A 552-nucleotide genomic window follows, 5' to 3' on the forward strand; every position below is an offset into this window, starting at 1 on the left:
CGGCCGTGGTTCGGCCCCGCGGGCGGCAGGCGCGGGATACGTGTCGGGACCTCGCGGTCCGTGCGGTGCGGGCGCTGTCGCACGCCCCAAGTCGTTCTGGACCGCCGCACGTCGGCGGGAGCGGTCCCGCCGGAAGTCCCCGCCGTGGCACTCACGGCTTGCCAGGTGGTCGCTACTCCCGCGGGCGGGCCAGCTCGACGGTGTTCACGCCGCGGGCCGCGTCGTCCTTGTTGAAACTGTGCGTAGACCCGGTGACGAGCCCGACGCACACAATCAATTCCTCGCCGGAGCCGGCCGTCTTCCCGGTCTTGATGAGCGGTTCAACGAAGTTGTCGGCGTAGAACGAGTCGCCGTGGTGCAAGCCGCCGACCGTCTGTGGGTCGTTCCGAAATCGCATCGCGTCTCCGTGATTGCAGACCGGGATCGCTCGCCCCGGTCGGGGGTTCTTGAAAAGGGGGAACTCAGAGGGCCGCGTTCACGCCGCGGCGGGCGTCGGGGTCACTCGTTCTTCACCAACAAGATTTCCGGCGCGGTCTCGTTGGTGGACTTCCG

Annotated in this window: 1 protein-coding gene; it reads right to left on the reverse strand. The window is 68.7% G+C overall.

Annotated elements, in window-relative coordinates; genetic code table 11:
• Positions 1-172 precede the first annotated feature (172 nt).
• Positions 173-397: a hypothetical protein gene (locus ACG2DA_RS23035; protein WP_395259058.1), complete on the reverse strand. Its 225-nt coding sequence runs from the start codon at positions 395-397 to the stop codon at positions 173-175.
• Positions 398-552: the final 155 nt, after the last annotated feature.

It is taken from the genome of Alienimonas sp. DA493 (genome assembly GCF_043951915.1).
In the GTDB taxonomy this organism is placed as follows: Bacteria; Planctomycetota; Planctomycetia; order Planctomycetales; family Planctomycetaceae; genus Alienimonas.